Annotated in this window: 21 protein-coding genes and 1 tRNA gene; 7 read left to right on the top strand and 15 right to left on the bottom strand. The window is 71.4% G+C overall.

From position 1 onward, the window contains the following. The 3 genes from Q0066_RS13350 to Q0066_RS13340 form a co-directional block, all read left to right on the top strand. Positions 1-363, top strand: a 363-nt coding sequence (locus Q0066_RS13350) for an MmcQ/YjbR family DNA-binding protein (protein ID WP_298133687.1), incomplete at its 5' end; no start/stop codon positions are given. A 331-nt stretch (positions 364-694) separates the two neighbouring features. After that, positions 695-1,510 (top strand): serine O-acetyltransferase, encoded by an 816-nt coding sequence (gene cysE, locus Q0066_RS13345; RefSeq protein WP_298133685.1) that lies wholly within the window; start codon positions 695-697, stop codon positions 1,508-1,510. Positions 1,511-1,514: 4 nt separating this feature from the next. After that, a complete protein-coding gene (locus Q0066_RS13340; protein WP_298133683.1) occupies positions 1,515-2,477 on the top strand; it encodes a zinc-binding dehydrogenase in 963 nt (320 codons plus the stop codon). A 259-nt stretch (positions 2,478-2,736) separates the two neighbouring features. Here the strand turns inward: Q0066_RS13340 and Q0066_RS13335 are convergent. From Q0066_RS13335 to Q0066_RS13300, 8 genes are all read right to left on the bottom strand, one after another. Next, a tRNA-Thr gene (locus Q0066_RS13335) sits at positions 2,737-2,812 on the bottom strand. A gap of 129 nt (positions 2,813-2,941) precedes the next feature. Next, entirely contained in the window at positions 2,942-4,519 is a 1,578-nt protein-coding gene (locus Q0066_RS13330; RefSeq protein ID WP_298133681.1) for an alpha/beta hydrolase, read from the bottom strand. A gap of 100 nt (positions 4,520-4,619) precedes the next feature. Continuing rightward, positions 4,620-5,381 carry a DoxX family protein gene (locus Q0066_RS13325; RefSeq protein WP_298133679.1) on the bottom strand — a complete coding sequence of 254 codons (762 nt, stop codon included), beginning with the start codon at positions 5,379-5,381 and terminating at the stop codon, positions 4,620-4,622. Positions 5,382-5,468: 87 nt separating this feature from the next. Continuing rightward, entirely contained in the window at positions 5,469-6,608 is a 1,140-nt protein-coding gene (locus Q0066_RS13320) for a DNA polymerase III subunit delta' (RefSeq protein ID WP_298133677.1), read from the bottom strand. Next, positions 6,605-7,258, bottom strand: a complete 654-nt coding sequence (gene tmk / locus Q0066_RS13315) for a dTMP kinase (RefSeq protein ID WP_298133675.1) — start codon at positions 7,256-7,258, stop codon at positions 6,605-6,607. Before tmk ends, Q0066_RS13320 begins: the two co-directional genes overlap by 4 nt. Further along, complete coding sequence (locus Q0066_RS13310; protein WP_298133673.1) at positions 7,255-8,667, bottom strand: hypothetical protein; 1,413 nt, start codon at positions 8,665-8,667, stop codon at positions 7,255-7,257. The genes tmk and Q0066_RS13310 overlap by 4 nt, the downstream gene beginning before the upstream one ends. A gap of 3 nt (positions 8,668-8,670) precedes the next feature. Next, entirely contained in the window at positions 8,671-11,367 is a 2,697-nt protein-coding gene (gene topA / locus Q0066_RS13305; protein ID WP_298133671.1) for a type I DNA topoisomerase, read from the bottom strand. Between the two features lie 107 nt (positions 11,368-11,474). Further along, entirely contained in the window at positions 11,475-12,965 is a 1,491-nt protein-coding gene (locus tag Q0066_RS13300) for a methyltransferase (RefSeq protein ID WP_298133669.1), read from the bottom strand. Between the two features lie 46 nt (positions 12,966-13,011). Between Q0066_RS13300 and Q0066_RS13295 the strand changes: the two genes are divergently transcribed. Both Q0066_RS13295 and Q0066_RS13290 read left to right on the top strand, forming a co-directional pair. Then, a complete protein-coding gene (locus tag Q0066_RS13295) occupies positions 13,012-14,532 on the top strand; it encodes an amidohydrolase (RefSeq protein WP_298133667.1) in 1,521 nt (506 codons plus the stop codon). Positions 14,533-14,722: 190 nt separating this feature from the next. Beyond that, positions 14,723-16,993, top strand: coding sequence for a DEAD/DEAH box helicase (locus Q0066_RS13290; protein WP_298133665.1), 2,271 nt, complete (start codon positions 14,723-14,725; stop codon positions 16,991-16,993). Here the strand turns inward: Q0066_RS13290 and Q0066_RS13285 are convergent. The 7 genes from Q0066_RS13285 to ssd form a co-directional block, all read right to left on the bottom strand. Continuing rightward, positions 16,963-17,433 carry an Rv3654c family TadE-like protein gene (locus Q0066_RS13285; protein ID WP_298133663.1) on the bottom strand — a complete coding sequence of 157 codons (471 nt, stop codon included), beginning with the start codon at positions 17,431-17,433 and terminating at the stop codon, positions 16,963-16,965. The genes Q0066_RS13290 and Q0066_RS13285 overlap by 31 nt on opposite strands. A gap of 1 nt (position 17,434) precedes the next feature. Continuing rightward, on the bottom strand, positions 17,435-17,767 hold the full coding sequence (locus Q0066_RS13280) for a hypothetical protein (protein WP_298133661.1): 333 nt from the start codon (positions 17,765-17,767) through the stop codon (positions 17,435-17,437). A gap of 68 nt (positions 17,768-17,835) precedes the next feature. Next, entirely contained in the window at positions 17,836-18,030 is a 195-nt protein-coding gene (locus Q0066_RS13275; RefSeq protein ID WP_298133659.1) for a DUF4244 domain-containing protein, read from the bottom strand. Positions 18,031-18,128: 98 nt separating this feature from the next. After that, positions 18,129-18,899: a type II secretion system F family protein gene (locus Q0066_RS13270; RefSeq protein WP_298133657.1), complete on the bottom strand. Its 771-nt coding sequence runs from the start codon at positions 18,897-18,899 to the stop codon at positions 18,129-18,131. Further along, entirely contained in the window at positions 18,896-19,693 is a 798-nt protein-coding gene (locus tag Q0066_RS13265) for a type II secretion system F family protein (RefSeq protein WP_298133655.1), read from the bottom strand. The genes Q0066_RS13270 and Q0066_RS13265 overlap by 4 nt, the downstream gene beginning before the upstream one ends. Further along, a complete protein-coding gene (locus Q0066_RS13260) occupies positions 19,690-20,811 on the bottom strand; it encodes a TadA family conjugal transfer-associated ATPase (protein ID WP_298133702.1) in 1,122 nt (373 codons plus the stop codon). The genes Q0066_RS13265 and Q0066_RS13260 overlap by 4 nt, the downstream gene beginning before the upstream one ends. Positions 20,812-20,849: 38 nt before the next feature. Further along, a complete protein-coding gene (gene ssd, locus Q0066_RS13255) occupies positions 20,850-21,866 on the bottom strand; it encodes a septum site-determining protein Ssd (protein WP_298133653.1) in 1,017 nt (338 codons plus the stop codon). Between the two features lie 75 nt (positions 21,867-21,941). Between ssd and Q0066_RS13250 the strand changes: the two genes are divergently transcribed. Together Q0066_RS13250 and Q0066_RS13245 are read left to right on the top strand one after the other, a co-directional pair. Beyond that, entirely contained in the window at positions 21,942-22,685 is a 744-nt protein-coding gene (locus Q0066_RS13250) for a class I SAM-dependent methyltransferase (protein WP_298133651.1), read from the top strand. Between the two features lie 118 nt (positions 22,686-22,803). After that, complete coding sequence (locus tag Q0066_RS13245; RefSeq protein ID WP_298133648.1) at positions 22,804-23,325, top strand: phage holin family protein; 522 nt, start codon at positions 22,804-22,806, stop codon at positions 23,323-23,325. Positions 23,326-23,329 lie beyond the last annotated feature (4 nt).

Genomic DNA, 23,329 nt, shown 5'->3' with positions numbered 1-23,329 from the left:
GTCACCGCCTACGATCCGGACTCGACCACGCCCGTCTATCAGGTCGGCGGCAAGTCCTTCGTCTTCTTCCGGACGCCCCGTCCGGACGCCGTCGACCCGGTCACCGGGGAACGCTACGACGACGTGGTGGTGTTCTGGGTGCCCGATCTGGCCGCCAAGGAGGCTCTGGTGCAGGATCCGTCGACGCCCTTCTTCACCACGCCGCACTTCGACGGGCATCCGTCCGTGCTGCTGCGGCTGAGCCGGGTGAGCGAGTTGAGCCGGGCCGAGTTGGCCGAGGTGATTGAGGACGCCTGGCTGTCCCGGGCGTCCGCCCGCCGTGGCCGGCTCTACATCGAGGGCCCGGACCGCATCACCGGGTAGCCGTCGCCGTTGGTCGAGCTTGTCGAGACTCCCTCCGTCCGGGAGCCCCCACTGTTGGTTGAGCTTGTCGAAACCCCGTCCCCGCGAGGGTCTCGACAAGCTCGACCGACGATGATCACCGCTCGCTTCTAGCCAGGAAGACATGCACCTCTCGGCTGGACGGGGAACCGCTGCTAGATTGGCCGCCATGCACACGAATGTGACGATGATCACCGCGCATGCCGTCCGCGCGCTGATGTGCATGTGTTGCTGTTGTCGACTCGGCTGAACGACCTCTTTCCACTGTTCGCCACTTCCGACCGCAACCACCTCTCCCCTTGAAAGGCATGCCATGCCGCACGATGAAATCTGGCGCCGAATCCGTTCCGAGGCCACCGCGGCCGCCGAGAGCGAGCCCGCGCTGGCCAGCTATCTGCACACCGTCGTCCTCGCCCACGACCGGCTCGAGGACGTGCTCAGCTACATGTTGGCGTCCAAACTCGGCAGCCCCACGATCACCTCGCTCAGCCTGCGCTCGCTGATCGACGAGGCCCTGGCCAAGGACCCGACGATCGGGCTGGCCTTCCGCGAAGACCTGCGCGCCGTGCTCAGCCGTGATCCGGCCTGCCGCGGGTACTCGATTCCGCTGCTGTACTTCAAGGGTTTCCATGCGCTGCAGTCGTACCGGGTGGCGCACTACTACTGGGTGAGCGGACGCGAACCGCTCGCGCTCTATCTGCAGAGCCGGATTTCCGAGGTGTTCGCCGTCGACATCCATCCGGGCGCACGGATCGGCAAGGGCATCCTGTTCGACCATGCCACCTCGATCGTGATCGGCGAGACCGCCGTGGTCGAGGACGACTTCTCGATGCTGCACGAGGTCACCCTCGGCGGCACCGGCAAGGTGGGCGGCGATCGGCACCCGAAGATCCGTCGCGGGGTGATGATCGGTGCCGGCGCGAAGGTGCTGGGCAACATCGAGGTCGGCGAGGGTGCCAAGATCGGCGCCGGTTCGGTGGTGCTCGAAGACGTCGCACCGTTCACCACGGTGGCCGGAGTTCCGGCCCGTCCGGTCAGCTACCCGGCACACGTCTTCCCCGAGGACCTGGTCGAACCGACCTCGGCTATCCCGACGCCGACTGAGCCGGGCGTTGGCGGCATAGCCTGAGGTCATGCTCGCCGCGTATGTGACCGTCGCCGATCCTGACCATCCGCTGGACGCGCTGCGAATCGGCGAGCGGCCCGAGCCGGACGCCGCCGAGGACTGGGTGGTCGTCCGGGTCGAGGCGTGTGCGCTGAACCGGCACGATCTGTGGTCGCTGGCCGGCGTGGGACTGCCGCCCGACCGGATGCCGATGATCCTGGGCACGGACGCCGCCGGCACCGTCGACGGCCGGCCGGTGATCGTGTCCGCCGTCATCAACTCACCGGGTTGGACCGGCGATGTGACCCTCGATCCGAAGCGCAGCCTGCTCTCGGAGTTGCACCAAGGCACGATGGCGCAGTTCGTCGCCGTGCCCCGCGCCAACCTGATCGACCGGCCGGCGTGGCTGAACACCGAGCAGGCCGCCTGCCTGCCCACCGCGTGGCTGACCGCCTATCGGATGCTCACCAACGACTCGGGGTTGAGCGCCGGCGACACGGTGCTGATCCAGGGCGCCTCCGGCGGGGTGGCGTCCGCGGCCACCGCGCTGGGAGCGGCGCTCGGGTTCCGGGTCTGGGCGACCGGCCGCACCGAGGCCAAACGTGCGGCGGCGCTGAGCCGTGGCGCGGACGCCGTCTTCGAGCCGGGTGCCCGGCTTCCGGAACGGGTGGACGCGGTCATCGAAACCGTCGGCGAAGCCACCTGGGCGCACTCGCTGCGCTGCCTGCGTCCGGGCGGCACCATCGTCTGCGCGGGCGCCACCAGCGGCCCGAACCCGCCGGCGGAACTGAACCGGGTGTTCTTCCAACAACTGCGGGTGATCGGCTCCACCATGGGCACGATCGAAGAGTTCCACGGCCTGCTCGCGCTGTTGGAGCGCACCGGCGTCCGGCCCACCATCGACCGGGTGCTGGACCTGCCGGACGCCGCGGAAGGCTTCCGCGCCATGGCCGAGGGCACGTTGGACGGCAAGATCGTCATCCGGCCGTGAGCGATTGCACTCAGAGTGCATACCACTGTTGATTTCGAGCATCGGAATCCACACCCTCGGACGGTTCAAGCCGACCATCCAGGAGCTGACGCGGGGTCAGCCGAGCTTGGCGAGTTCGGCTGCCAACTCGGCGTCGCCTGGACCGACGTGCACCCGGACGCCATCAGCAACAGCACAAGGGCATTTCGCAGCCTTCACCGGCGCAGGGTACGAGGCGCATCGGCCAGCGTGACAGGTGGCGATGTTGCCACTTGTGGAATGGAGCCGCCTTGGGGAATCGAACCCCAGACCTTCTCATTACGAGTGAGACGCTCTGCCGACTGAGCTAAGGCGGCCTGCCGGGCCTGAGCCCGGCGACGACCAACTATAGGACAGCGGCAACGGTGGACGCGATTCGGCCGGGACAGGGTGACCGAAAGAACCGTCCCCGGTGACCGAGAGAACCGTCCCCGGTGTCCTGGGGGTTACTGGCAGCGGGTGCCGTCCGCGGGGACCGTGCCGTGGGTCAGGTAGGCGATCACCGCGTTGTCGATGCAGGACGACTTGCCGCCGAAGGTGCCGTGGCCCTCGCCCTCGTAGGTGAGCAGCACGGCCGAGGTCAGCTGCTTCGCCATGGTGACTGCGTTCTGGTAGGGCGTCGCCGGGTCGCCGGTGGCACCCACCACGACGATCGGGGCGGCGCCCGAGCCGGTCGGCTGGAACTGCGGGGCGCTGCGCACCGGCCACAGTGCGCAGGTGTAGCCGGGGCCGAAGTACTTGCCGTAGATCGGCGCCTTCTTCTGGTCCTCGGCCCAGCGCCGCTCGGCCTCCACCACACCCAGATCCTTGGAGTCGGCGCAGCCGATCGCCGGGAACGAGTAGAACAGCGAGCCGTACCGGCCGTCCTGGCCGCGATCGTTGAGTCCGTCGGAGGAACGCAGCAGGTCGGCGCCGTCGCCGCCGATGGCCGCCTGCAGGTCGGCGGACAGCTCCTGCCAGGCCGGGATGCCGCCGTACAGGTAGCCGGCGATGCCGCTGGCGGCGAGGCTCTGGGTGAGTTTCCGATCGTCCACCGTGAGCGGTTCGGCGTCCAGCTTGTCCAGGAAGCCGGTGATGGTCTTGAGGACCTCGTCCTTCGAACTGCCCAGCGAACAGTTCTGCCGGGCGCACCAGGCCGCGAAGTTGCCCAGCGCCAGGTCGAAGCCCATCGCCTGGATCACGGTGTCGTCGTCGGTGATGTCGACGGCGGCGTCCAGTACCAGCCGTCCGACCCGCTGCGGGAACAGGTCGGCGTAGACGGCGCCGATCTGAGTGCCGTAGGAGTAGCCCAGGTACGAGAGCTTGTCGTCGCCGACCAGCCCCCGCATCAGGTCGAGATCGCGGGCGGTGTCGATCGTCGAGATGTGTTCCAGCAACTCGCCGCTGTGCTCCCAGCACGACTTCGCGAACTCGTAGGTGCCGACCAGCAGGGCGTTGGTCTCGGCGTCGTCGTCGGGCGAGGAGTCGAGCTGGTTGTAGGCGTCGGTCCGGCTGTCGTCGAAGCAGCGCACCGGGGTGGAGGCGTTGGTGCCACGCGGATCCCAGCCGACGATGTCGTACTGTTCGAGCCCCTTCGAGGCGAAGAAGGTGACCATATTGCGTCCGGAGGCACCCGGCCCGCCAGGGTTGATGAAGAGCGTGCCCAGCTTCGGGGTGGCGGTCGCCGGCTTGCGCGCCAGGGCGAGCGTGATCGCCTGGGCGGACGGGTTGGCGTAGTCGAGCGGCGCCACGATGCTCGCGCACTGGTACCGCTCGGCGCAGGTGCGCCATTGGACGGCCTGCTTCAGGTACCCGTTCATGCCACCGTCGGGTGCGTCGGTGAAACCGTCCGGACGTGCGGTGGACGGCGGCAGCTGCGGCCGATCCACTTCGAAGCCCGGGGTCTGCGAGATCCCGATCACCGGACCGGACGGCGTCGCGACCGGAGCGCTGGGCGCCGGCTGGGTCGGGCCCGCGCCCGGCACACACCCCGCGAGGACGAGGAGCGCGGCGACGCCGACGGCCCAGCGGGAGGAGATGCGCACGGGCACAATCTAGTGGCCGACTCCTACTGACCCCACCGAACAGGTCCGCCGCGGTCTCGACAAGCTCGGCCAACGGCACTCGGCCCGGCCGGCGAAAGCATCAGCTGCTGCTGCTCTCCCGGCTCTTGCGGAAGCTGCGGTCGAGGCTGAATCCGCCGCCGCCGACGCACAGGAACAGCAGACCGACCACGGCCAGCAGCAGCTCGAGCTCACCGACGAAGCCGGCCCGGCCGGCGACGAACGGGCTCCAGTTGCCCCACAGCACGAAGGTCAGCGCGCCGCCGGCGATCAGCAGCACGCCCAGCCCGGCGACCCGCGTCAGCAGGCCGAAGACCAGGGCCACCGCGATGGCCAGCGAGGCGAACCCGGTGATGGTGGCCATCAGCGCCGGCTCGGGAATGATCGTCGTGGCGAAGAGTTCCTGGGCGGCGACCGGGTCGGTCACGAAAGCCAGCCCGTGTACCGCCATGATCGCGGCGACGACGAGACGGACCAGGAACAGCGAGAAGGCGCCCAGGAAGCGGTCGGTGGTGCGCCGGGTGACCACCACGGGCTCCGGGGTCGGCTCAGGCCGGGCGTCCGGGGCGGCCAGCGCCGCCTCACGGGCCTCACGACGCGCCGCCCGTTCTGCGGCGAGCTTGCGTTCCTCCTCCGTCGGCTCGGCGGGCACCTCCATCACGGCGGTGGGTGCCACCGCCGGTGCTGCGGCGCCCGACCGGAAGATGCCGTCGTCGGGCGTCCGTGCCGTCCGTGCGTCGGGTGTGACGCTGGGCGGTGCCGGCAGCTTGGGTGCGCGGCGCCGGACGGGCTCTTCCTCTTCGGTGAAGCCGAACGGGAACGTGTGCTGATCCGTGTCGGTCATGGTCCTCCTACGCAGGGTGGATTCCATCGTGCCCGTTGAGGCGCTCCGGCCAGCCGACCGACACTCGCACGTCGGGCGATTGCGGGATCAGCGTCGGCCGGCGATGGTCACCAGCAGCGACTCCAACGCCAGCAGCGGCGCCACGTTGCCCTCAAGAGCCTCGCGGCAGGCCAGGATGGCGTCGATCCGGCGCAGCGTCGCCTCGGGGGCGTCGCGGCGCGCGACCGCTTCGATTTCGGCCCGCAGCTCGGCGTTGATCAGCTCGGCCGCCACCCCGGACTGCACCAGCAGCACGTCGCGGTAGTAGGTGGTGAGCTCGGTGAGCACCCGGTCGAGCGCGTCGCGCTGCAGCCGTTTGGCACGCGCCTTCTGCTGCTCGTCGAGTTCGCGCAGCGCCGCCTGAGCGTTGCGCGGCCGGGCGCCTTTGGTGCCGAAGCCGAGCGCCTCGGACAGCTCGGCCTTTTCGCGAGCGTCGAGTTCGGTGGTCGTGGCGGACGCCTCCTGGGTCGCGGAGTCGACCAGTTCGGCGGCCGCGGTCAGGCACTCGCCGAGCGAGCTGAGGCGTCCGGGCAGGGTGAGCAGCTCGGCGCGGCGGACGCGGGCCGCTTCGTTGCGGGCCAGCATCCTGGCCCGGCCGATGTGACCCTGCGCCACCCGGGCGGCGAACTCGGCCAGTTCGGGGGACGCTCCGTCGCGCCGCACCAGCAGCTCGGCGACCGCGGCCGCGCTGGGCGTGGAGAGTTCGATCCGCCGGCACCGCGAACGGATCGTCACCACCACGTCGTCGGGGGTGGGCGCGCACAACAGCCACACCGTCTTGGTGGCCGGCTCTTCGATGCTCTTCAGCAGCGCGTCGGCGCCACGCTCGGTGACCCGGTCGGCGTCCTCGACCACCAGCACCTGACAGCGGCCCAGCGTGGGCGACATGGCGGCTCGGCGGACCAGGTCACGCACCTCGTCGACACCGATCGACAGCTGCTCGGTGCGCACCAGCGTCACATCGGGATGGGCGCCCGACAGGCTCGTCCGGCAGGCTGAGCATTCGCCGCAGCCGCCCCGCTCGCACTGCAGCGCGGCCGCGAAGGCACGGGCCGCGTTCGACCGGCCCGAACCCGGCGGACCGGTGACCAGCCAGGCGTGCGTCATCGCGTGCGCGTCGCCCGCGACGGCCCGGCGCAGCACCTCGACCACCCGGTCCTGCCCGACCAGATCCGCCCACACCGTCATGGAGCGATCCTGCCAGTCGGCTCTGACAATGTCGGCTCCGACAGCAGTGCCACCACCTGCTCCTGCACCTGTTCGGCGATCCAGTCGGCCGGACGCCGCGCCGGCAGCACCAGGTAACGCTCGGGCGCCTGCGCCGCCAACTCCAGGAACAGTGCCCGGGCCCGCCGGTGGAACTCGGCGCCGGCACCCTCGACGCGGTCCGGGTCGGCGATGGTGCCCACCGCCCGCTCCGGTTCCAGGTCGAGCAGCACGGTCAGATCCGGCACCAGCCCTGCCGTGGCCCAGCGGGCGATCTCGGCCACCTCGGCCAGGTCGAGCACCCGTCCGGCACCCTGGTAGGCGAGCATCGAGTCGACGTAGCGGTCGCAGATCACCATCTCGCCGCGCTCGAGCGCCGGGCGCACCACCTCATACAGGTGATGTGCCTTGTCGGCGGCATACAGCAGGGCCTCCGCCCGCGGATCGAGATCACCGGTGGCAGGATCGAGGACGATCCTGCGGATCATCCGTCCGGCGGCGGTGTCGCCCGGCTCGAAGGTCAGCCGGGCCGGGACGCCGCGGCGGCGCGCCCACTCCGCCAGCAGTCGGCACTGGGTGGACTTGCCGACCCCGTCGCCGCCCTCGAAGACCACGAACAGCCCGCCGCTCATCGCGCCCTCGCTTCCATGCCCGCAGCAGCCCGTGGAGGCAGTTCAGCCGGCGTCGGTGGGTGGTAGTGCGGCGCGCGCGGCCGGATCACCCGGGTACGTAGCTTGTGCCACAACCCGGGCCACTCCCGGACGAACTGCTCCCGGGCGTAGTCGACGGCCAGCATCGTCCGTTCGTAGCCGCGTCCGGCCTCGAAGATCTCGGCCGCGGTCAGCCCGCGCAGGTCGCGGGCCAGCGCCGCCGGGTCGGGCCGGACCGTGGCGTCCAGCGGCGCCACGATCGCCGACAGCCGGCGGGTCAGCCGTTTGGCGTGCTTGCCGAAGACCCGGCGGGACAGCCGGGAGAGGGTCAGTGCGCGCCGGGCGATCTGGTCGGCGCGCGCCCAGCGGGCGTCGTCGCTGTAGCTGTCCAGGGTGTGGCACTGATCGCGCATGGTGCGGACGATCGCCTCGAGTTCCTGGGCCAGCACCGGGCCGGTGAGTCGTCCGGCGACCTGCGGCAGCGGGGGCTCGGTCGCGGCTTCGGCGAGCAGGTCCAGAATGCGTAGCCAGCGCTCGGTGCGGTACAGCGGACGCGGATCGAGCAGCGCCGCGTCCAGCCGCCGCTCCGCCGCCGCCAGCCATTCCGTGGCGAACAGCGGGCCCAGCGCGCCGAGTTCCTGCCGCAACGACCGGACGCCGTCGCGCAACTCGGCGTCGGTGCCGTCGGTGGTGCGGGCGACCAGGTCGGCACGCAACAGCCGCCGCCAGCGGGCATGCAGCTGGTCGGCGACGAAGGCCTCGATCGGCGTCCGCGGTGACGGCCTGCCCTCTGCCGGCCCCGAGTGGATCAATCCCATCCGGTCGGCGAGCGCCGGAGGCCGGTCGATCAGGGTGCCGCCGGCGTCCGCGAATGCGGCGAGGAAGACCTCACGGACGGCCGCGCCAACCGGGCCGGTGGTGGTCAGGGTGACGACCCGGAAGGCCTGCAGTTCGCCGGGGGGTTGCCCGACCCGGACCCGTTCATCGAGCAGGTCACCGAGCGCGCCGCCGTCCTGGCCGACGAGCGTGAACCGGCGCCGCACCGAGGCCGCCTCCAGCACCGGGGCGAGGATCCCGCTGCGCCGGAACGGCACCAGCAGCACCGCCAGTTCCGACGGAATGTCCTCCTCAGCCTGCGGCATCGTCCGATCGGCGCTCAGCACCGGCTCCCAGCCGGGCGCCCGCAGCGTCCACCGGCCCGTCTCGGCCACCCGGGACAGCTCCACGCCCCAGGACAGCAGCCGATGGTCGGCGGTGTCGATGACGGTCGCTGTCGACTCGGCGGGCGGGCGTCCGACCAGCCGATGGACGCCGGTCGCCGGCCCGGTCAGGCCGGTCACCACCGCGGTCATCGGCAGCTCGAACCGCAGCACCTCGCCGCGCCGGCGCACGGGTCAGCTCTTCTTGGCCGGCGCCCGCTTGGTCGTCGTGGCGCGCTTGGTGGTGGTCCGACGGGTGGTGGTGCGCTTCGGGGCCGGCCCTTTCGCCCGCTTCTCGGCCAGCAGTTCGGCGGCCCGTTCGGCGGTGATCGCCTCCACCGAGTCCGATTTGCGCAGGGTGGCGTTGATCTCGCCGTCGGTGACGTAGGCGCCGAAGCGTCCGTCCTTGATCACCATCGGCTTGCCGGTCGCCGGATCGGCCCCCAGCTCCTTGAGCGGACCGGCGGCGGCGCGAGCGCGCCCCCGGGTCTTGGGCTGGGCGTAGATCTCCTCGGCCTGCTCCAGGGTGATGTCGAAGATCTGCTCCTCCGACGTCAGCGAACGCGAGTCGGTGCCCTTCTTCAGGTACGGGCCGTAGCGGCCGTTCTGGGCGGTGATCTCCACCCCGTCGGCGGAGGTGCCGACCACCCGCGGCAAGCTGAGCAGCTTCAGCGCGTCGTCCAGACCGATGGTCTCCAGGCTCATCGAGGCGAACAACGAACCGGTGCGCGGCTTGGCCGACTTCGGCGCGCCCTCCTCGAGCACCTCGGTGACGTAGGGCCCGTAGCGGCCCGATTTCGCGACGATCTGCCGTCCGGTGGCCTCATCGACGCCCAGTTCGCGCTCCTCGCCGGCCGGCTGGTCGAGCAACTCCTTGGCGTGCTCGATGGTGAGTTCGTCGGGCGGCAGATCCTCGGGCACGTTGGCCCGCCGGCCTTCGGCGTCCTCGACATAGGTGCCGTAGCGGCCGACCCGCACCGCGATGCCGGAATCGCCCAGCGGGTAGGTGGAGAGTCCGCGGGCATCGATCTCGCCGAGCTCGTTGACCAGGGCGTGCAGGCCCTCGTGGGTGGCACCCTCGGCGCCGAAGTAGAAGTCGTTGAGCACCTGCAGCCGGGCGGCCTGGCCGCTGGCGATGTCGTCCAGGGTGTCCTCCAGCGCGGCGGTGAAAGTGTAGTCGACCAGCCGCGGGAAGTGTTCTTCGAGCAGCCGGGTGACCGCGAACGCCAGCCAGGTCGGGACCAGCGCCGAACCCTTCTTGAACACGTAGTCGCGGCTGGTGATGGTGCGGATGATCGACGCATAGGTCGAGGGCCGGCCGATCTCCAGCTCCTCCAGCTTCGCCACCAGCGACGGCTCGGTGTAGCGGGCCGGCGGACGGGTGTCGTGGCTGAGCGCCTTCAGTTCCTCAGGGGTGAGCGCGGCACCGGCGACGAGTTGCGGCAGTCGGGCCTGGGCGTCGTCGGAGGTTTCGTCGTCCTCGACGCCCACCACGTAGGCCTTGAGGAAGCCGGGGAAGGTGATGGTGCGGCCGGAGGCGCCGAAGGTGCAGCGTCCGGTCTCGGTGATCTCGCCGGTGGTGGCGTCGGTGACCGCGATCCGCTGCGGCAGGGTGGCGCCGATCCGGACGCTCACCGTCTCGCCCACGGCGTCCGCCATCTGCGAGGCGAGAGTGCGCTTCCAGATCAGCTCGTAGAGCCGGAACGCGTCACCGCTCAGCCCGGTCTCGGACGGGATCTGGAAGGTCTCACCGGCGGGTCGGATCGCCTCGTGCGCCTCTTGGGCGTTCTTCACCTTGGAGGTGTAGACGCGCGGCTTCTCGGGCAGGTACTTGCCGCCGAACAGCTGCTTGACCTGGGTGCGGGCGGCGTTGATCGCGGTCCCCGACAAGGTGACCGAGTCGGTACGCATATAGGTGATGAAGCCGCGCTCGTACAGGTCCTGGGCGACCCGCATGGTGCGCTCGGCGGTGAAGCCCAGCTTGCGCCCGGCGTCCTGCTGCAGCGTGGTGGTGCGGAACGGGGCGTACGGACGCCGGGTGTACGGCTTGGCCTCGACCGAGGCCACCGCGAACGCAGCCTGCTCCAGAGCGGTGGCCAGCATCTCGGCCTGCTCGGCGGAGAGATGGAACAGTCCCTTGCCGGTCAGGTTGCCCTGCGGGTCGAAGTCGCGGCCCTGGGCGACGCGCAGGTCGCTGATCTGCTGCAGGGTCGCACCGAAAACGGGCGGTTCGGCGTCCGCGCCGGCGTTCAGCTTGGCCTCGATGCCGGCATAGCTGGCGGAGCGGAACGCCATCCGCTGCCGCTCACGGTCGACCACCAGGCGGGTCGCCACCGACTGGACGCGGCCCGCGGACAGCCGCGGCATCACCTTCTTCCACAGCACCGGGGAGACCTCGTAGCCGTACAGCCGGTCGAGGATGCGCCGGGTCTCCTGGGCGTCCACCAGGTCGGTGTCGAGCTCGCGCGGGTTCGCCACCGCCTCGGCGATGGCCTGCGGGGTGATCTCGTGGAACACCATCCGGCGGACCGGCACCTTCGGCTTCAACTGCTGCATCAAGTGCCACGCGATGGCCTCGCCCTCGCGGTCCTCGTCGGTGGCCAGCAGGAGTTCATCGGCACCGGCCAGCTTCGCCTTCAGTTCGCGGATGGTGCCCTTCTTGTCAGCCGCCACCACATAGAGCGGCTCGAAGTTGTTCTCGACGTTGACGCCGGTGCGCGCCCACTTCTCGCCCTTGTACTTGGCAGGCACCTCGGCGGCGCCGGTGGGCAGATCCGCGACGTGGCCGCGGCTGGACTCGACGACGTAGCCGGTGCCGAGGAAGCTGGCGATCTTGGTCGCCTTGGCGGGTGACTCGACGATCACGAGCCGTGTCTTGCCTGCAGTTGCCACGTGGATTTCCTCGATGCGCGGGATGACGGGCCGCGACGGCGGCCTCACGGGGGAATGGTAACCACAAAGATCGAACCCTCGGCCACCTGCCCGGTTCGGCCGTGGGCTCAGCGGTGGTCGACGAGACGCAGGAAGCCGTCGGCGATCAGCGGGCGCAGTCGAGGTAGCAGGTCGGCCCGGAGCGCCGCGGCGTCGGCGTCCAACAGGTCGGCGACGGCGTCGATCAGGACGCCGAGCGGCAGCTCCCCGTCACAGGCGCCGGCCACTCCGGCCAGGGCGGTATCGACCTCGACGGCACGTCCGAAACCGGTACCGCGGCGGAAGACGATGTGCTCGGGGTCGGCCGCACCGGGGCGTCCGAGTGCTTCGGAGGTGACGGCCGGATCGAGGGTGAGGGTGCCGGCCGACAGTTGGTCGTCGGGCAGCTGGGCCGCGCGGGCGGCGTCCGGGAACTCGGCGAACGCCTCCCCCAGGCCGCTCTGCACCTGGTGAGGCCAGTCGTCGAAGCGCAACTCAGGTTGTGCGTTGCCGGTGTTGTAGAGGGTGAGCCAGCCAAGGCCGACTCCGACGATGCCCAGGGCGTCGAAGTAGTCGACCCATTCGGCGTAGCGTTTCGCGTAGTCAGGGGTACCGACCAGGCCGGCGTCGGCGAGCCAGATCTCGATGTACTCGAACGGGTCGAGCCGTTCCCGCTGCAGCACCAGGGCGTCGCAGCCGGTGGGCGCGATCCACGACGCCAGCCGGTCCTGCCAGGGCTGGTCGGCGGTGATCGCCCAGTTGCCCAGCACTTGCAGCGCTCCACCGGGATTGAGCTGGGTCGCCGCACCGGCGACGACCGCGCGGACCAGGCCGTCGGCGGTGAACGAGCCCTCCCGGTAGACCAGCCGGGAGGCGTCCGGTGGTGCCATCACATAGGGCGGGTTGGTGACGATCAGGTCGAAGCCCTCGCCGGCGACCGGTTCGTACAGCGAGCCTTGGCGGACGTCGACGGTGAGGCCGTTGAGGGCTGCGGTCAGGGCGGTCATCGCGCAGGCCCGCGGGTTGAGGTCGGTGGCGACGACCTGGTCGACGTGGGTGGCCAGGTGCACCGACTGGATGCCGCAGCCGGCGCCCAGGTCGAGGGCGCGTCCGCGGGGGTTGCGCATGGTGAGCTGGGCCAAGGTCACCGAGGCCGGCGAGAGGCCGAGGACGAAGTCGTCGCGCGGTGCGGCGAGGCGTCCGTCGAGGGTGGGGGTGAGGTCGGAGGCCAGCCAGCCGGAATGCTCGCCGTGATCGTCGGTGAAGGCGTAGGGCCGGATCTCGATGGCGGCCCGGACGGTGTCGTCGGAAGCGGCGTCCAGGATCGGGGTGAGGCGGTCCAGGTCCCCCAGTGCCGCTGCGAGGTCGGCGCACGCGACGTCCTGTTGCAGCGCGAAGGCCCTGATCAGGGTGGCTTGCGGATCGATCGCGCCGGCGAGGGCCCGGTCGGCGGGGACGGTGGCGTTGCGGGCCAGCCCGTCCAGGCCCGGCGTGCCGAGTCGTTCGGCGACCGCGTCATAGCTGTAGCCGGCGTCGCGCAGCCGCACGGCGAGGTCGTGGGCGACGAGGGGTTCGAGCACACCGGCAGCCTGCCACACCCGCGCTGCGACCCGTACGCTGCTGCGCGTGAACGGATCGGTGCTGGTGCGGCAGGTGCGGATCGTCGACCTGGACGACGCATCCCCGGCGTCCCAGGAACCGCGCGACGTGCTGATCTCGGACGGCGTGATCGCCGATGTCGGCACCCACCTGACACCGGTGGCCGGTGTCGAGGAGATCGACGGTCACGGCCGTTGGGCGATCCCCGGGTTGTGGGACGCCCATGTGCACGCCACGCAATGGGTGCGCACCGCCCGGATGGTGCAGCTGGGCGGCACCGCCGAGCCGGACGACGTGTTGGAGCGGCTCCGTGGACCGCTCGTCGAGCTGGCCCGGCGGCATCCTGACCGCACTCTGTTCGGGTTCGGGTTCCGCTCGGCCGGTTGGTCTCGGCAACCCACGGTCGCCGAACTGGACGCGATCAGCGGCGCGGCGCCGGTGGTGTTGATCTCGGGTGACGCGCACAGCGGCTGGCTGAACTCGGCAGCCCTGACCCTGCTCGGCGCTCCGGCCAGAGACGGCGCGGTGAGCGAGAACGAGTGGTTCGGCCTGTTGCGCCGGCTGGACGAACTCCCCGGCGCCGTGCCCGGACCGGCGGACTTCATCGATCCGATCGCCGCGTTGGCGGCCAAGGGCGTCACCGGCCTGGTCGATTTCGAGTTCGCCGACAGCTTCGTGGACTGGCCGCTCCGGCTCGCCGCCGGGGTGGGGCCGCTGCGGGTGCGCACCGCCGTCTACCCCCATCAGCTGGAGCAGGTGATCGCGGCCGGCCTGCGCACCGGCGACCCGCTGCCCGGCACCGGTGGGCTGGCCACCATGGCTCCGCTCAAGGTGATCACCGACGGTTCGCTGGGCACCCGCACCGCGTGGACCCACGAGCCGTACTCCGACGGTCCGGCCACCCCGGATCATCCCTGCGGCGTGGCCAACTACTCCGTGGCCGAGCTCGTCGAGTTCATCCGTCGGGCCACCGCCGCCGGCCTCGAGGTGGCACTGCACGCGATCGGGGATCGCGCCAACACCGCCGTGCTGGACGCCTTCGCCGCCGGCGGTGGGCGCGGCTCGGTGGAGCATGCGCAGCTGGTCACCCGGGGTGACGCCGACCGGATGGCTGCCCTGGGCCTGCGGGCCAGCGTGCAGCCAGCCCACCTGCTCGACGATCGCGACCTCACCGACCGGATCTGGGGCGCCGAGCGCGCTGAACGCTCCTTCCCGCTGCGCATGCTGGCAGACGCCGGAGTGCGGCTGGCGCTCGGTTCGGACGCCCCGGTGGCCGAACTCGACCCCTGGTTGGCGATGGCGTGCGCCGTCCATCGCAGCGGCGACGAGCGGCCCGGATGGCACCCCGAGCAGGCGCTCACTCCACGGGAGGCCCTCGCGGCCTCGGTCGACGGACGCCGCCTGCGGCCCGGCGAGCCCGGCGACCTGGTGCTGCTGGACGACGATCCGCTGTCCCCCGCGCCGCCGGCCGAGGCAGCGCACGCCCTGCGACACATGCAGGTGCAGCTGACGATCTGCGCCGGAACGGTGACCCACGCGACACACTGACGACGCCCCGACCAACGCGGGTTTCTGATCGCACCCACCCGCTGGTTGGGCCCGTCGACGCTTGCGCGTTGCGCTTGGGGTTAGCTTGTCGAAACCCCGTCTGCCCGGCCACAGGGTCTCGACAAGCTCGACCAACGCCACGCAGCGATTCCTCAACGGTTCTGTCCGGGGCTCGTGGCACCCTGAGGCAATGGCCGTTCCGGAGTGGATCGAGGGTGAGGCGCAGGTGCGCCATGTCCATCGACGTCCGGCCCGCCCGGGCGTGCTGGCACCTGTGCCCGATTGGGTGTCGCAGCCCGTTCGCGACACCCTCGCCGGGCAGGGCGTCCGGGCACTGTGGCAGCACCAGAGCCTGGCCGCGCAGGCGGCCTTCGAGGGCCGTCATGTCGCGCTCAGCACTGCCACCGGTTCGGGTAAGTCGTTGGCGTACCTGCTGCCGATCATCGCCGCCACCGCCGAGGGCCGGGTCGGTACCGATGCCGGGCGACATCGGTGGGCACGGCCCGACCGGGCCCACACCGCCCTCTACCTGGCACCCACCAAGGCACTCGCCCACGACCAGGCGAAACGAGCCGCCGCCCTGGGCGGGGCGTCGTGGCGGGTGTCCACCCTCGACGGCGATTCCGAGCCCGGCGAGCGCCGGTTCGCCCGCGATTTCGCCACCTTCGTGCTGACCAATCCCGACATGCTGCACCGCAGTGTGCTGCCGGCCCACGAGCGCTGGCAGGGTCTGCTGCGGTCGCTGCGCTATGTGGTCATCGACGAGGCGCACCGCTACCGCGGCGTGTTCGGCGCTCACGTGGCGAGCGTGCTGCGGCGGCTGCGGCGAATCTGCCGGCACTACGGCACCGACCCGGTCTTCATATCCGCTTCCGGCACCATCGCCGCACCGGCCGATCACCTCGCCCGGCTGGCCGGGATCGACGACGTGCTGGCGGTCGACAACGACACCTCCAGCCGCCCGGCACTCGACTTCGTCGTCTGGCAGGGCGACGGCGACCCACACCGTGAGGCGGCCGGCATGCTTGCCCGGCTGGTCGATTCGGGGGCGCAAGCGTTGGCGTTCACCACCTCGCGGGTGCAGGCGGAACTGGTCGCCGAACAGGCCCGCCGGCACTGCATCGCGCCTGACGAGATCGCCTCGTACCGGGCCGGCTACCTGGCCACCGACCGGCGCGAACTCGAGGCCGGCCTGTCCTCGGGACGGCTGCGCGGCGTGGCCTGCACCAACGCGCTCGAACTCGGCGTCGATGTCACCGGGATGGACGCCGTGCTGACCGTCGGGTTCCCGGGTTCGCTGGCCTCGCTGTGGCAGCAGGCCGGGCGGGCCGGCCGTGACGGACGGGACGCGCTGGCCGTGCTGCTCGCCAAACCCGACCCGCTGGACAGCTGGCTGTGCCAACACCCGGAGGCCCTGTTCGACACCGCGGTCGAGACGACGGTGCTGCACCCCGAACAGCCGGCCGTGCTCGGTGCGCACCTGGCTGCCGCCGCCCAGGAACTGCCGGTGACCACCGGCGACGAGGAATTCTTCGGGCCGACCATGACGGGGCTGCTGGACCGCCTGGTCGCCGGCCGCGTGTTGCGCCGCCGCGGCACCTCGTGGTTCTGGACTTCGCCCACCCGCGCCGTCGATCGCATCGACCTGCGTTCGATCGCGGGCAGCGGCGTGGAGATCATCGAGGTCGCCACCGGACGGGTGATCGGACAGGTCGATACTGCGGCCGCCGACCGCACCGTGCATGCCGGCGCGGTCTACCTGCATCAGGGCGAACAGTGGCTGGTCGACGACTATGACCTCGACGCCGGCGTCGCCATGTGCAGCAGGGTGCGAGCGGAATGGTTCACCCAGCCCTCCACGCAGCTGAGTGTGCGGGTACTGGGCACCGACCGGCGTCGTGAGCTGGCCGGCGGCTCTTTGTTCGCCGGCACCGTCGAACTCACCTCGCAGGTCATCGGCTACCTGCGCCGCGATGCTGGCACCGGAACGGTCTGGGATTCCACCCCGCTCGATCTGCCGGCCCGCACCTTCCGCACCCGCGCCCTGTGGTGGACGGCGCCGGACGCCATGGGCCTGGCCGAGCGTGACCTGGCGGGTGGACTGCATGCCGCCGAACATGCGGCGATCGCACTGCTGCCCCGCTTCACGGCGTGCGATGCGGGTGACGTCGGCGGTTTGTCCATCACCCACCACACCGACACCGGGGCCCCGACCGTGTTCGTCCACGACGGCTTGCCCGGTGGCTCCGGGTTCGCCGATCAGGCCTACGAACTCGCCGAACGCTGGCTCGGCGCGACCGCCGAACTGCTCGCCGCCTGCCGGTGCGAGCAGGGCTGCCCCCGTTGTGTGGTGTCGCCGCGGTGCGGTTCGGGCAACCAGCCGCTCGACCGGCGGACCGCCCTGACCCTGTTGCGCGGACTGCTTGCCGGTCACGGGGCACCCGTCACACTGCCGGCGTAGGCAGTCGCCGCGACCGTGTCGGGCAGGCCGGGCAACCGCCAGCCGACACCGTGGGACACCCGCACCTCGACCACGAAGTCGATCAGGTCGCCGGTCACCTCGCATTCGGCCATGTCGACCTGGTTGCGCCCGGCGATCCGCCGCGCCTCGTCGCACGCGTCGCCGCCGCGGGCGTAGGCCTGTGCGCCGGAGACCGCCACCAGGTCGGCGGCGGCCCGCACCGAGCGGGCGGTCGCCGAGTAGGCCAGCGCCAGCACCCCGACCGCGGCCAGTGTCACCAGCCCCATCACGGTGAGCACCACCAGCGGCGTCGCGACACCCGCCTCGCCAGGGGCGGCCCTTCTGGCACAGCGTGCTTGCCCGGCGTAGCCAGTCCGCCCAGTCTGAGCCACGCAGTAGCCGCAGATCGGTGGATCGAGGCTCAGTGCGCGCCGGATCATCTCAGACCTCCTTGGCCACGATGGCGCGGGCGTGCAGCGCAACACCGGGCAGCACCCCCGCCCAGGGTCGTGCCGGCAGCTCGACCTCGACGACCACATCGGCACCGCTGCCGCTCACCCGCACCCGAGTTCCGGCGGGTGCATCGGCCTGGGCCCGTTGTGCTGCCGCCGTGTCGCCCCGAGCCTGCTGACGAGCCACCTCACCGGCGACCGCCTGCAGTTGGCCCAGCTGCACCACAATCGCGATCAGGTAGCACAACCCCAGCGCCACCAGCACCGAGAGCAGGGCCCCGAAAGCCACCTCGACGCTCACCATGCCGCGTTCGCTACGCATCGTCCCTCCTCGGTCTCGGCCGCGGTGGGCGGGACGGCCACCCGCTCCACCCACCGCGCTCAGGTCGTCTACTTCCCGACGAAGCTCAGGATCCAGTCGGTGATCTGCTTGAAGATCACCGTGATCTGTGTGTCGAAGGTGTCACCGCTGACGTAGGCGATGACCGCAGCGACCAGGGCGATCACCGCGATCGTCCCGAGGGCGTACTCGGCCGTGGTCATCCCCCGCTCGTCGTGGGGACGGGCCACCAACTGGTTGGGCATGGTTCTCTCCTCTCACCCCCGGCTACCACCGGGTTCACTCTCACCTTGGGCACCTGGGCCGGAAAGTGTTCACTTCGGTGGCGGACCTGTGGATAACCTCAGCCGAACAGCCGGCTGAGCACCCCGCCGACCACCGGCACGACGCCGACCAGCAGGAACGCGGGCAGGAAGCACACCGCCAGCGGCAGCACGATGCTCACTCCGGCACGCCGGGCTCGTGATTCGGCTGTTGCGCGAACCACGGCGCGGGCTTCCGCGGCGTGCTGCCGCAGCGCGGGCGCGAGCGCGACGCCACCGGACGCCGCATGTCGCAGTTCCCGCGCCAACCCGGCCAGTTCGGGGTGCTGCTCGCCCACGTCGGCCCAGGCCCGCTCCTCCGGCACACCGAGCCGGACGGCGGCGTCCCAGCGGCGCAGCACCCGCGCCGGCTCGCCCCCGAGGCACTCGCCGAGCACCGCGACGGCGTTGCGCAACGGCAATCCGGCCTCCAAGCAGACCGCCAGCTGGGTGCAGATCACCGGCAGCGCGGACGCCAACTCGACCCGGACGGACGCCTCACCGGTGGACCCCAGCCGTCCGGCGGCGACGAACACGCCGGCACCGATCCCGATCGCGGCCACGACGCCCAGCGCACCCGAGAGCACGCCGGTCGCCATCAGCACCCCACCCGCCGCCGCGCCGAGCAACACCCGGACGCCCGCGCCGGGCGCACCCGGCACCGGAACGAGCAAGCCGGCACCAGGCAGCGTCACTCCTCGCCCTGGAACACCCGAGGGGTCGCCCGACCTCAGTCGATCGGGTGTCGCCACGAGGAACGCCGCAGCGGCCGACGCGGCCACCGCGATTCCGAGCAGCACCTCGGCCGTCATCGCAGCCGCCCCGCGCGGTCGGCCAGCGCATCGCTCCACACCAGCCCCACCGCCGCCAAGCCGCCACCGATCGCCAGGCAGGCCAGCCCGGTGGCTGAACCGGTGAGATAGCCGATCGGATCACCGCCGACCGCATACCCCAGACCGAGGCCGACCAGCGGCAGTCCGCCCAGCAGCCGTCCGGTCAAACGGGCGGCAGCCACCTCGGTGCCGACAGTGCGGGCCAGGTCGCGTTCGGCGGCCAGATTCGTCGCCAGGTCGTCCAGTGAGGTCGCCATCGCCGCGCCGGTCCGTTCCGCGATCGTCCAGCTGGCGGCCAGGCCGGCCAATCCGGAGGCGCCCGGACGCCGCGCGGCGGCACGCAAGGCCTCGGCCGCGTCGCCGCCCACCCGGCGATGGGCGGCGATCTCAGCCAGCAGCGGACTGTCGAGGCCGGCGATCTCCATGGCTCGACCCGGCGGATACCCGGCTCGCAACAAGCCCGCCAGTTCGCCGCACCCCCGAGCCACCTGATCCCGGACGGCAGACCGCTGCCGACCCGCGCGGGAACGCCGAACCGTCCACGCCATCGCGGCGCCCAGCACCCCGACCACCCAGCCCAGCGCGGCACCGCGGACGCCGTCCAGGACGATCCCCAGCACCGGCGGCACCAGCACAACAACACCCAGCACGACCGGCGCCCGCACCCTGGGCACTCCGCGGGATCGAACAGCCGGACGCAGCCGGTGCGCCGATGCCGGCGGCCACCACAGCCACACCGACCAGATCGCCAACAGCGCCGCCACGCCGGTCATCGCAACAACTCCTCGAGCCGGACCGCTCCCGGGCCGGCGACCGGCGCACCGTCGCGGCTGAACCGCCAGGCGGGCACCGGACGGCACAGCCCGGACGCCTCGTCCCAGGCCAGCACATGCAGCTCGCGCACCCAGCGGGTGCCGTCGGGCAGACGCGCGATGTGCACCAACACGTCCAGCGCCGCCGCGGCCTGCGCGTGCAGCGCTGCCCGCGGCAACCCGCCCAGCACGCCGAGCGCCTCGAGCCGCGCCGGGACATCGGCCGCCGAGTTGGCGTGCAAGGTGCCGCAACCCCCTTCGTGGCCGGTGTTCAGCGCGGTCAGCAGATCGCTCAGCTCGGCACCGCGGACCTCGCCGACCACCAGCCGATCGGGCCGCATCCGCAGCGCTTGACGCACCAACGCCACCAGCGGCACTGCGCCGGCGCCTTCCGGGTTGACCGGCCGAGCCTCCAGCCGCAGCACATGCGGATGCGCGGGCGCGAGTTCGCGCGAATCTTCCACGATGACGATGCGGTGGCAGGGATCGACCAGGCCGAGCAAACTCGCCAACAGGGTGGTCTTGCCCGACCCCGTCCCGCCGGAGACCAGGAACGCAACGCGCCGTTCCAGCACCTCACTCAGCAGCTCAGCCGCCCGCGGGTGCAGGCTGCCGCCCGCCACCCAATCGTCCAAGGTCAGCGCCTTTCGTGCCGGCACCCGCAGCGACAGGCAGGTACCGACGTCGGTGAGCACGCCGAGGACGGCATGCACCCGGGTGCCGTCGGGCAGCCGGGCATCGACGAACGGTGAGCCCTCGTCGAGCCGCCGGCCGACCGCCGCGGCCAGCCGCACGGCGAGTCGCCGCACCTCTTCCTCGTCGGCGAAGACCCCCTCCACCGGCTCCAGGCCGGCACCGCGGTCGACGAACACCTGCCGATGCCCGTTGACCAGGACGTCGGTCACGCCGCGCATCGCCAACAGTGGCTCCAGCGGCCCTGCGCCCGAACTCTCCCGGCGCAGCGCAGCCACCGTGTCGCGGACGGTGCCCTCCGAAACGAGCGCTCCCAACCCGCGCAGCGCAGCCGCGACCTCGACCGGGCCAGGGGTCGCGCCGGCCCGGCCCAGCACCGCCCGCACTTCGGCGACGCTGCCCGGAACGGACGCCGCCGGCTGGCTCACGACGCCTCCAGCAGCTGCTCGCAAACCCGCCCCAGCCCGCCGCGTCGACGAGACAGTCCCGGGCGCTCACCCCGCTCGGCCGCCACGGCCAGGCTCGGATCGTGCCGCAGCCAGGCGCTCACCGGCAGACCGAGCGACTCCTCCACCACATCGTCGGGCACCCGCAACCCCGGAATCCGGCGCACCACCGCCTCCGCGGCGGGCGGGGCCAGGGCACGCACCACCTGCCCGGCCGCTGCCACCCCGCGCACGCAACCGGCCACCACCACCAGGCTCCGGCCGGCTTGCCGCAGCGCCTCCCGGCAGACCGCCGAGCCGCCGCGCCCCGGGTCTATCACCACCAACTCGAAACTCCGGCGCAGGGAGCCCACCACGGCGGCCAGCGCCTCCCTGCCCAGTTCGACATCGGCGCCGCGGGCCATCGACACCACACTCACTCGGTCGACCACCGGCAGGAACTCGCGCAGATCACCCAGCACGCCGTCCGCAGCCGCGAATCGCGGCCACCGCCAGCCGGGTTCGCCCTCCGCCCCGACCAACAGGTCAATGCCGCCACCCAGCCGGTCGGCGTCCACCAACGCCACCGACCGCCCCGCATCAGCTGCCCGCCACGCCAGAGCCGCGGCCAGCGTCGAGGCTCCGACCCCGCCGGAGCCACCGAGCACCGCAACCACCTCGCCGGCACCGCCCACCCGATCTGCCAGCACCGACGACAGCCAGCCGCGGCCCTGCGGCAGCACGATCACCTCGGCCCCCAGCGGCACCGACCACAGCGCCGCGGCACCGGTGTCGGCACCGACTAGATACACCCGCTCACGCCGGGCCAGTTCGAGCGCCGCGACCTCGGCGGCAGAGTCGAGCCCGATGAAGATCGTGCCGGCGCTGGCCCAGCGGCCGGCCAATGATTCCGGCTCACACACTGTCGTGCCGTATCCGAGCGCGGCAGCAGCTGTTGTGACGAGGTCGCACACCTCGCCACCGCCGGACACCACGACCACTTCTGTCGCTTCCACGTCCTCACTGTGCGACCGGGCGTCCGGAATTGTTCAGAATCGTTGCGGGCTGTGGATGGCCCGTACGATGCCACCGTGAGCACCTCGACCCTGGCCGATGCCCTGACCTGGCTGGTCGGCGCGTCCGAAGGGCCCACCCTGATCCTGGGTCAGTCATCGGCAGCCTTCGCCTCGGGCCTGCGCGGCCGACACCGGCTGACCCTGGTCGACCGCGACCGTGACGCCGTCTCGGCGCTGCTGCGTCGCGCACCCTCCGGGCTGCCGATGGTTGCCGCGGCCGAGGCGCTGCCGCTGGCGCCGTGCTCGTTCGATCGGGTGCTGCTGGCGCAGAACTTCCACACCTTCGCGCCCGGCCTGGCGCTGTCGGAGTTCGCCCGGGTGCTGCGTCCGGGCGGCCGGCTGGGCATCGCCTACACCGTCCGCGACGACTCGGTGCCGTGGGTGAAGCGCCTTGTCCGCACCGTGCGACAGTACGATCCGGAGGCGATGAGTGGCGCCTACGGCACCGGGTCGCTGCAGGCACTGGAAGACAGCGCCTACTTCCCGCAGCTGCAGACCCGGTCATTCCGGCATTGGGTGCCGATCGATCGGCCCGGCCTGGTCGAGATGGTGACGCGGATGCCGACGGCCCAACAGCTCGACGAGTCGACCCGGGCCCAGTTGCTGGATGAGGTGGGCGGTGTGTACGACAACTCGGCCCGCCCCCCGGAGCCACTGCTGCTGCCCTACCGGGTGACCTGCTGGTCGGCCGAGGTCGATCACACCGAACTCACCGCACCGCTCGATCTGCCCGACGACGGTCTGCGCATTCCGCTCTGATTCGTCGGTCCGATACGGCGGCCCTGATGGTCGGGGCACAGTTCCCCCCGTTAGGGGTCCAGACACGCGGGGACGCGACCACTAGGCTGAACACGACAGGCGACGAAAGGCAGCCACCATGGCGAACCAGGCAGACATCGCGGATACCGTGAAGGCGATCCAGGCCGACCTGACCACCATCGTCCGCGGCGAGATCGAGCTGGCGAAGGCCGAACTGGTCCCGCAGGCGAAATCGGTGGGCATCGGCGCCGGCCTCCTCGGCGGCGCCGGCTATTTCGCGGTCAACGGCGTCTCGTTGTTGTTCCTGGGCCTGTCCGCCCTGGTGGGCTACTTCTTCGCCAATTCGCTCGGCTGGCAGCCGTTGCTGGCCGCAGCCGTCGGCCTGGGCATCGTTGCCGTGGTGATGTTCGTGATCGCCGGCATTCTCGCGTTGATCGGCAAGAACAAGGTGTCGGTGAAGGGCCCTGAGGCGACGGTGGCCGAGGGCCAGCGCTCGGTCGAGGCCGTCCAGCAAGCGCTCGAGCGGGGGGTTTCCGAGGCTGAGGCCGAGGCGGCCGCACGCAAGCAGGCCCGCAAGTCCGCTCCGAGCCTCACCTCGGCCGGCAACCCGGGCCCCGGCTACACCGCTCCCGGCAACTGAGTGC

The organism is Micropruina sp. (genome assembly GCF_027492755.1).
GTDB lineage: Bacteria > Actinomycetota > Actinomycetes > Propionibacteriales > Propionibacteriaceae > Micropruina.
This window is presented reverse-complemented; position numbering and strand designations above follow the sequence as displayed.

Bases quoted from the DNA above. Each gene is read 5' to 3' on its own strand.
- Q0066_RS13275 (WP_298133659.1), bottom strand. From the start codon at position 18,030: ATGCCCAACCAGTTGGTGGCCCGTCCCCACGACGAGCGGGGGATGACC.
- cysE (WP_298133685.1), top strand. From the start codon at position 695: ATGCCGCACGATGAAATCTGGCGCCGAATCCGTTCCGAGGCCACCGCG.
- Q0066_RS13280 (WP_298133661.1), bottom strand. From the start codon at position 17,767: ATGCGTAGCGAACGCGGCATGGTGAGCGTCGAGGTGGCTTTCGGGGCC.
- Q0066_RS13245 (WP_298133648.1), top strand. From the start codon at position 22,804: ATGGCGAACCAGGCAGACATCGCGGATACCGTGAAGGCGATCCAGGCC.
- Q0066_RS13265 (WP_298133655.1), bottom strand. From the start codon at position 19,693: ATGACCGGCGTGGCGGCGCTGTTGGCGATCTGGTCGGTGTGGCTGTGG.
- Q0066_RS13285 (WP_298133663.1), bottom strand. From the start codon at position 17,433: ATGATCCGGCGCGCACTGAGCCTCGATCCACCGATCTGCGGCTACTGC.
- Q0066_RS13290 (WP_298133665.1), top strand. From the start codon at position 14,723: ATGGCCGTTCCGGAGTGGATCGAGGGTGAGGCGCAGGTGCGCCATGTC.
- Q0066_RS13320 (WP_298133677.1), bottom strand. From the start codon at position 6,608: ATGACGGTGTGGGCGGATCTGGTCGGGCAGGACCGGGTGGTCGAGGTG.
- Q0066_RS13270 (WP_298133657.1), bottom strand. From the start codon at position 18,899: ATGACGGCCGAGGTGCTGCTCGGAATCGCGGTGGCCGCGTCGGCCGCT.
- Q0066_RS13325 (WP_298133679.1), bottom strand. From the start codon at position 5,381: ATGACCGACACGGATCAGCACACGTTCCCGTTCGGCTTCACCGAAGAG.
- Q0066_RS13340 (WP_298133683.1), top strand. From the start codon at position 1,515: ATGCTCGCCGCGTATGTGACCGTCGCCGATCCTGACCATCCGCTGGAC.
- tmk (WP_298133675.1), bottom strand. From the start codon at position 7,258: ATGAGCGGCGGGCTGTTCGTGGTCTTCGAGGGCGGCGACGGGGTCGGC.